Here is a 7,947-nt window from a genome sequence, read left to right on the forward strand (position 1 = left end):
GCAACCCGCCGCGCCAGCCAGTCGCCGTCGCGCAGCAGGAAGAAGGCGAGGTAGAGCATCACGCTCAGCGCCACGAAGAAGCTGAACGCGCTCTGCCCGATCTGGAAGGCCTGGGCGGCCAGCGTCCGGAAACTGCTGGTCAGGCCGCGCGTCACCATGTCCTGCGCCGCCTGGAAATTGGTGAGGCCCAGCCGGCTGAGATAGGGCGTCGCCCAGTCGGGCAGGCTGTGCTGCACCTGCGCGAACAGGCGGATGAAATCGACCTCCCCGGACTGGACCTTGCCGTAGAAAAAGGCGGCCTCCTGCAACAGCGCCGCACCCAGCACGAAAGCGGGAACGATCACGATGGCCAGGATCAGGAACAGGGTGATGAGCGCGGCGGTGTTGGTCCGCCGCGGCATCTTCGCCAGGATCGCCTTGTGCACCGGCGCGAATACGATGGCGACGATGACGCCCCACAGGATCGCCGCGAAAAACGGCTCGACCACCATCGCAAAGGCGATCGACACCAGCAGCACGAAGCCGAGGAAAAAGCCGTCCTCCAGCTTGGACGAGACATGGAGTGGCGGCGGGTCGGAATCGGGGGTCATGCGCCACCCTTGGCAAAATCCCGCGACCAAATCCATCGCGCTTCACTTTGCCGCCCCTGTCTTTTTGTCCCGGCCCCGGTTAAGAGGCCGCTTCCTCTGGTTCAACATGGGCATATCGACACAGTGGCACGCGAAATCACCGGATTTTCCAACCCGCTGGTGAAGCGCGTCCGCAGCTTGCGGGAAAAGAAATATCGCAAGGCCGAAGGGCTGTTCCTGGCCGAAGGGCTGCGCATCCTGACCGAAGCGCGCGCGGAAGGCGTGCTCCCTGAAATGCTGTTCCACGCCGGCTCCACCCACCCGCTCGCGCTCGACCTCATCGACGCGATCGAAGCGGCGGGCGGCGACGTCATCGAAACCACGCCCGACATCCTCTCCAAGATCAGCGGCAAGGACAATGCGCAGGCGGTCGTCGGTGTCTATCGCGACCGGCTGACCCCGCTGGACACGCTGGACCGCGCCAGCGCGGCCATCTGGATCGTCGCTCAGTCGCTGCGCGATCCCGGCAATCTTGGCACCATATTGCGCACCGGCGATGCGGTCGGCGCGGGCGGCCTGATCCTGATCGACGATTGCGTCGATCCCTTTTCGGTGGAATCGGTGCGCGCCAGCATGGGCGCGCTCTTCACCCAGTCGATCACGCAGGCGCGTTGGGACGAATTCATCCCCTGGCTGCGCGCTGGCCCCGGCGAACTGATCGGCACCAGCCTGAAGGCGACGCAGGATTATCAGGAACCCGTCTATCAAAGCCCCAGCTTCCTGCTGGTGGGCAATGAGGCGCAGGGCCTGCCGGAAGAATATGAGGCGCAATGCGACTGGCTGGTCAAAATGCCGATGCGGGGCAAGGCCGACAGCCTGAACGCCGCCGTGGCGACGGCGGTGATGGCCTATGAACTGCTGAACCAGAAACGAAAGACATCATGACCGTCATCCCGGCGAAGGCGGGGATGACGATGAGCGGGGGCGAAAAAGCATGACACAGACGAGCGGCATCGGCGAAATGTGGCGACACAAGCGCGTGCTCGCCGCCAGCCTGATCGGCACAGCGGTCGAATTTTACGACTTCTATATTTATGCCACCGCCGCCAGCCTGATCTTCCCCGCGCTCTTCTTTCCCTCCTCCTCGCCCACGGCGCAGCTCATGGCGTCCTATGGCAGCCTCGCCCTCGCCTTCTTCGCCCGTCCGCTGGGGGCGGCGATCTTCGGCCATTATGGCGACCGCATCGGGCGCAAGGCGACGCTCGTCACGTCATTGATGCTGATGGGCGCCTGCACGCTCGCCATCGGCTTCCTGCCGACCCATGCCCAGATCGGCTGGTGGGCGCCGCTGATCCTGTGCCTGCTGCGTTTTGGCCAGGGGCTGGGGCTGGGCGGCGAATGGGGCGGCGCGGCGCTGCTGGCGGTGGAGAACGCCCCGCCCGGCTGGCGCGCACGCTTCGGCATGTTCCCGCAACTGGGCGCGCCGGTCGGCTTCATCGCCGCTAACGGGCTGTTCCTGGTCCTGGGCATGGTCCTGACCGACGCGGATTTCTTCGCATGGGGCTGGCGCCTGCCGTTCCTGGGCAGCGCGGTGCTGGTGTTCCTGGGACTGTGGGTGCGCCTGAAGCTGACCGAAACCCCCGAATTCGCCGCGGCGCAGGCCGCAGCGCCGCCGCCCGCCGTGCCGCTCGCCACCTTGCTGAGCCGGCATCTGGGCGCGGCCATAGCCGGCACCTTCGCCGTCGTCGCCTGCTTCGCCGTCTATTATATCGCGACCGCCTTTGCGCTCGGCTATGGCACCACCACCCTCGGCATCGACCGGGGCGCCTTCCTGTCGATCCAGCTTGGCGCGATCCTGTTCATGGCGGTCAGCATCGTCATCGCCGGCTGGTGGGCGGACCATAGCAGCCCCACCCGCGTCCTTGCCTGGGGCTGCGTCGGCACGGTCGCGATGGGCCTGATCTTCGGCCCGATGATCGGCACCGGCGCGCTGCTGCCGACCTTCGTCATCCTGGCGCTGGCGCTGTTCCTGATGGGCTTCGTCTATGGCCCGTTGGGCGCCTATCTGCCCGCCCTCTTCCCGATCCAGCTACGCTATACCGGCGCGTCCTTTGCCTTCAACCTGGGCGGCATCATCGGCGGCGCGCTCGCCCCGATCGTCGCGACCTGGCTGATCGCCGTGCAGGGCGTGGCGCTGGTCGGCCTCTACATGTCCGCCGCCGCCGCGATCAGCCTTGCGGGCCTGTGGTGGACCAGCCGCAATCCGTGAACCGGATCGGATCCGGTCGAGGATCAGCGGCAAGCCGCCGTCCTCGACCCGAAAAACCAGCCCTGCCACGCAGGCGGGCAGGGTTCAGAATTTGAACCCGACCTTGCCGTACCAGAAGCCGCCGTTAAAGCCGAAGGGCGACACGTCGGGATAAATATCCCCGGTGAAGCGTCCACCCGTCGATGCATAGATCGGTCCCAGCGTGCCCTTCGTATTCGAATATTTATCGGGATAATTGCTGAAGATATTCTGCGCCCCGGCGGTCAGCGTGATATTGTCGTTGATCTCATAGCTGACCTCCAGGTCGAACACGACCTCACTGCCGAAGGTCTGCGACACCGGACCATCATCGGTCACGGTATATTTGCCGTACCAGTTCATCCGGCCAAGCACCGACAGCGGCCCGGCGGTCCAGTTTTCGGTCAGGATCAGGCGCGTCTTGGGCAATGTCTTTTCCAGCTGGGCGACACGCACGTCGGACACGATGTCGGGATCGCGGGCGATGACCTTCGTCTTGTTCCAGTTAAAGGCCAGCGTCGAATTCAACACGCCCAGATCGCCGATCGGCATCCGGTAGCTGCCGACCACGTCGATGCCCTGGGTGCGGGTGTCGAACGCGTTGGTCAGGAACTGCACCTCATTGACCGTGGCATAGTTGGCCAGGCCCAGGTCGCGCAGCGTCGGCCGCTGATCGTCCGTGATGACGAAGGTGCCCGACGTGCCGATGCGGTCCTTCACCTTGATGTTGTAATAATCAATCGTCAGCGTCGCGCCCGGCGCTGGCGTGAAGACCGTGCCAAGCGAGAAGCTGACCGATTCCTCTGGCTTGAGGGGCGTTGCGCCAAGGTAGGCCGCGACCGGGCTGGTGACCGGCAACGTCATATATTCGATCGCGTTGGGATTGCCGGGGTTGAAACCGGTCGCGATGCTGCTGGTGTTGACCTGCCCCGGCGTCGGCGCGCGGAAGCCCGTCGCCACCGTGCCGCGCAGCGCGATCACGTCCGGCACCACGGCGTAGCGGGCCGAGAATTTGCCGGTCGTCGAATTGCCGAAATCGGACAGATGCTCGTAGCGACCGGCAATGCCGAAGGACAGTTGGTCCGTGATGTCGCCTTCAATGTCGATGTAGACGCCCTTGGAGTTGCGGCTGCTCTCGCCCGCGATCGCCGGGCCATAGCCGGGGAAGCCGTTGGCGCCGACCGGCAGAGTAACGGACAGTTGCGTGCAACTGTCAGGGGTCAGCGGGTCATAGACCATGTTGGTGCAGACCGGCGATCCATCCTGATGGAAGACCAGATTGCCCGTGTAGGAGCCTATGGCGTAAGAGGCTGGATCGCCCAGGCCCAACTCATAGGATTCCCGGAAATATTGGCCACCAAAGGCGATGGTCACGGGACTGGCGAAACCGACTTCCCAGGGATAGCTGAAATCCGCGTTGAACAGCGTTTCGCGCTGCTCCAGCTTGCCGAGATAGAATTCGGTCGGCGATTCGATGCCCAGCGACGGGTTCATCGTGCCGTTCATGGTATATTTCAGCGTCGACTGGCCGTAGCTGCCGGAAATATCATAGTTGAGACCGAAGCCGAGCGTGCCCTTGTAACCGACCGTGCCGGAAATATCGTCGATCTTGCCAAAGAAGATCGGAGTGAAGCCGCCCGGATAGACGCAGCTCCAATTCTGCACCAACGGATCGGAGCAATTGGCGACCTGGGTATAATCGCGGGTCACATATTCATAATCATTGGGCGCGTAGACATTCCCACCCGCAGCGCCAGTCTGAATGCCGGGCAACATGTTGTTGAAGTCGGTAAAATAGTCGCGGAAGATGCCGTTCAGGCCAAAGCTGTTGCCTTCAATGTCGGTCCCGGCAGTGTCGACCGACTGGCGATAGTTGAAGCTTTCCTCCTGAAAGCTGTGGCCGTAATTACCGAAGAAATAGACTTCGCTCTCCCCCAGGTCGAATCCGCCATTGACGAAGAAGCGGTAGGATTCCAACTCGGGATTGCCATAGCGCTGCGCCAGCGCGGGAACGCCGATGTCGGGTTGCTCCATCCGCAGCAGATGCGCGCCGGCACGGGTCACGCCGCGGCTGGTCTTGCCGGCGTTCACATATTCGCCGCTGATGTTGATGAAGCCGCTGTCGCCCAGCTTGAAGCCGCCGTTGAGCGCAACCTGATAATCCTCGCCGTCGCCGCGATAATATTGGCCGTAGCGGGCATAGCCCGAAATACCGTCAGTATCGTTGCGCAGCGTCATGTTGATGACGCCCGCGATCGCGTCCGACCCATATTGCGCCGACGCGCCATCGCGCAGGACTTCGACCTGGCGCACAGCGATCGCCGGGATCTGGGCAAGGTCGGCCGAATGCGCGCCGGCCGACTGAGCGTTGGCGCCGATCTGGACCAGAGCGGAGCGGTGCATCCGCTTGCCGTTCACCAGCACCAGCGTCTGGTCGGGCGCCAGGCCGCGCAGGTTGGGCGGACGCACGAAGGAGGAGCCGTCGCCGATGGCGTAGCGCGCGACGGAGAAGGAAGGCACCAGATTCTGAATCACCTGGTTCATATCGGCCACGCCCTGCTTTTGCAGTTCCTGCCCCGAATAAACGTCGATGGGAGTGGGGGATTCGGCAACCGTGCGATCGGTCCTGCGGGTGCCGGTGACGATAATGGTTTCACCAGGCGCCGCGCCTGCCCCCTGCGGCGCAGCATCCTGTGCAAGAACAGGCAAGGAATAGAAAAGTGCAACGGCCACGGCGCTGCGGGAAATATGACCCCGATACTTCATTCAAAGCCCCCTTATATCTCTTTTTACTGAGGCCTTTTCAACACCATCCCCTATCGTCTTCTCTGATTTTCCCGGTTGCAGAATCCCTCTTCCGAAACCAAAAGGATTTCAGAGTATTTAACGTTTGTAACATTTGGAAACGGAAGGCTGACACAAATCCACTATGGGAAAAATGGCTCTTGTTTCGATATCGAAAACTTTTGCCCCGGCCGCCAAAACAGGACAATCGTCCGCAACCGTCAAATCATTGCAACATAAAGAAAAAGGCGGCGACCCCGGGGGTCACCGCCTGTTTCTTTTTTACAACTGTCAAGAAGTGATTTTTGAGGATCAGCCCTCGTTGCGGACATCCCGGCGCTCGGCGATGCGAGCGCGCTTGCCGGTGCGGCCACGCAGATAATAGAGCTTGGCGCGACGCACGACACCGCGACGGACGACGGTGATCGAATCGATGTTGGGCGAATAGAGCGGGAACACGCGCTCCACGCCTTCGCCGAATGAAATCTTGCGCACGGTGAAGTTGGAACCCATGCCCTTGTTCGAACGCGCGATGCACACGCCTTCGTAATTCTGGACGCGGCTGCGGTCGCCTTCGGTGACCTTCACGCCGACGCGCAGCGTATCGCCGGGGCGAAACTCGGGAATATCCTTGGCGAGGGCGGCGATGTTTTCCGCCTCGATCTGCTGGATGATGTTCATGTCAAACTCAGTCCTTGGTCGTTCGTTGCGCACCAGAGGGCGACTGGTCCCGAACGCCGATATGGCGTTCCCAAAGGTCCGGCCGCCTTAGCCGTGTATCATCTTCCGCCTGTTGTTTCCGCCAGGCGGCGATCTTCGCATGATCCCCCGATCGCAACACTTGCGGGATCGTGCGCCCCTCCCATTCGACCGGGCGGGTATAATGCGGATATTCGAGCAGCCCCGTTTCAAAGGACTCCTCGACTCCACTGGAAGCCGCGCCCATTACACCGGGCAGCAGTCGGACGCAAGCATCAAGCAGCAGCAAAGCCGCCATTTCCCCGCCCGACAGGATGATGTCGCCCATGCTGACCTGCTCGATCGGACGCGCATCGAAAATCCGTTCGTCAAACCCCTCGAACCGCCCGCACAAGATCGTCGCCCCCGGCCCGGCAGCCAGTTCACGCACACGGCGCTGGGTGATCGGACGCCCGCGCGGGGTCATGGCGAGGACCGGCAGGTCGGGCCGGTGCTCAAGCGCATGGTCGACCGCCTGGGCCAGAATATCGGCGCGCAGCACCATCCCCGACCCGCCGCCCGCCGGCGTATCGTCAACGGTCCGGTGCCGGTCGGCGGCGAAGTCGCGGATATGGATGGGATGGCAGGCCCATTTCCCCTCCGCCAGCGCCCGCCCAGCCAGCGACACACCCAGAGGGCCGGGAAACATATCGGGATAGAGGGTGAGGATTTGCGCGGTAAAGCTCATTTGCGCCGCCGTCCCCGCATCCGCGCAGCGGAAAAGCCGCCCGCCAGACAGATGATGCCGCAGACGAGCAGCGTCAGCCCCAATTGGATCAGCATGTCCGACCAGGCGTCGCGACGCATCGCGCCGGGAATGATGAAGAGCAAAGGCATCGGCAACACCAGCGCCAGCGCCGTCGCCACCTTGACCTGCGCCGACCAGCCGATGCTCCACAGACGCCATCCCGCCGCGAGCAGGAACAGCAGATAGACGGCAAGGACGAGTTGCGGAACGATGGGCATGACGCGCGCTTAAGCGATGCGGCGCGCAGCGTCCAGCAATGGCCGCGTCATGGCTGCTTGGCGACCAGCTTGAGTTCCTGAATCCGCGCGGTCGGCGTCGGCGCCAGCAGGATCGTCCCGGCCACGCGCCCCGTCTCGCAGGTCCAGGTGAAACTGCCCGCCAGATTGCCCGTCGCTGTGACCGGCGCGTCGGTGGCGCACTCGCCCACTTCCGCCTTCAGCGCCGAAAGCCTTTTCGTCCAGCTGTCCATGTCGCTGTCCATCAGCATGTTCATCGCAAGATGATCTTGCGACACGCCGACATTTCCCGCCGCATAAATGCGCCCCGCCGCCCCATAGCCATCAGCCAGCAGCGCCGACACGGGCAGGTCACGGGCGATCAGTGCACCCGCCTGCTTCAGCGCCACCGCCGCATCCCAGGCCGGGCCGCTGCCGCCATTATAGGTGCGGTTGGTGAAGACGAAGATGCCCACGCCATAATCGGGCATCAGCATGACATGGCTGCCATAGCCCGGATAGCCGCCGCCATGCGCCAGGGTCAGGCCCAGGTCGCAATCCTGCGCGATCCGCATCGCAAAGCCATAGGCGGCCGCCCGCCGGGCG

Annotated in this window: 8 protein-coding genes; 2 read left to right on the top strand and 6 right to left on the bottom strand. The window is 63.2% G+C overall.

The genetic code is table 11. From position 1 onward, the window contains the following. Positions 1–590: AI-2E family transporter (locus C100_RS29390; RefSeq protein WP_024018619.1), on the bottom strand; the 590-nt coding region annotated here is incomplete at its 3' end. A 123-nt stretch (positions 591–713) separates the two neighbouring features. Between C100_RS29390 and C100_RS29395 the strand changes: the two genes are divergently transcribed. Then, the gene (locus tag C100_RS29395) at positions 714–1,514 is read left to right on the top strand and encodes a TrmH family RNA methyltransferase (RefSeq protein ID WP_024018620.1); all 801 of its coding nucleotides are present in this window, start codon (positions 714–716) and stop codon (positions 1,512–1,514) included. A gap of 49 nt (positions 1,515–1,563) precedes the next feature. Then, positions 1,564–2,838: an MFS transporter gene (locus C100_RS29400; protein WP_024018621.1), complete on the top strand. Its 1,275-nt coding sequence runs from the start codon at positions 1,564–1,566 to the stop codon at positions 2,836–2,838. 84 nt (positions 2,839–2,922) lie between these two features. Here the strand turns inward: C100_RS29400 and C100_RS29405 are convergent, their stop codons facing one another. The 5 genes from C100_RS29405 to C100_RS29425 form a co-directional block, all read right to left on the bottom strand. After that, positions 2,923–5,622 carry a TonB-dependent receptor plug domain-containing protein gene (locus tag C100_RS29405; RefSeq protein WP_024018622.1) on the bottom strand — a complete coding sequence of 900 codons (2,700 nt, stop codon included), beginning with the start codon at positions 5,620–5,622 and terminating at the stop codon, positions 2,923–2,925. A 330-nt stretch (positions 5,623–5,952) separates the two neighbouring features. Next, positions 5,953–6,321 (bottom strand): 50S ribosomal protein L19, encoded by a 369-nt coding sequence (gene rplS / locus C100_RS29410; protein WP_024018623.1) that lies wholly within the window; start codon positions 6,319–6,321, stop codon positions 5,953–5,955. Positions 6,322–6,328: 7 nt separating this feature from the next. Continuing rightward, entirely contained in the window at positions 6,329–7,066 is a 738-nt protein-coding gene (trmD, locus tag C100_RS29415) for a tRNA (guanosine(37)-N1)-methyltransferase TrmD (RefSeq protein WP_024018624.1), read from the bottom strand. Continuing rightward, positions 7,063–7,344 carry a hypothetical protein gene (locus C100_RS29420; RefSeq protein WP_024018625.1) on the bottom strand — a complete coding sequence of 94 codons (282 nt, stop codon included), beginning with the start codon at positions 7,342–7,344 and terminating at the stop codon, positions 7,063–7,065. Before C100_RS29420 ends, trmD begins: the two co-directional genes overlap by 4 nt. A 47-nt stretch (positions 7,345–7,391) precedes the next feature. After that, the coding region (locus C100_RS29425; RefSeq protein WP_024018626.1) for a serine hydrolase at positions 7,392–7,947 on the bottom strand (556 nt) is incomplete at its 5' end.

The organism is Sphingobium sp. C100, from assembly GCF_000508185.1.
GTDB lineage: Bacteria > Pseudomonadota > Alphaproteobacteria > Sphingomonadales > Sphingomonadaceae > Sphingobium.

What these genes read in the sequence shown, in the direction of transcription:
- rplS (WP_024018623.1), bottom strand. Translation starts at nt 6,321, where the DNA reads ATGAACATCATCCAGCAGATCGAGGCGGAAAACATCGCCGCCCTCGCC.
- C100_RS29420 (WP_024018625.1), bottom strand. Translation starts at nt 7,344, where the DNA reads ATGCCCATCGTTCCGCAACTCGTCCTTGCCGTCTATCTGCTGTTCCTG.
- C100_RS29400 (WP_024018621.1), top strand. Translation starts at nt 1,564, where the DNA reads ATGACACAGACGAGCGGCATCGGCGAAATGTGGCGACACAAGCGCGTG.
- trmD (WP_024018624.1), bottom strand. Translation starts at nt 7,066, where the DNA reads ATGAGCTTTACCGCGCAAATCCTCACCCTCTATCCCGATATGTTTCCC.
- C100_RS29405 (WP_024018622.1), bottom strand. Translation starts at nt 5,622, where the DNA reads ATGAAGTATCGGGGTCATATTTCCCGCAGCGCCGTGGCCGTTGCACTT.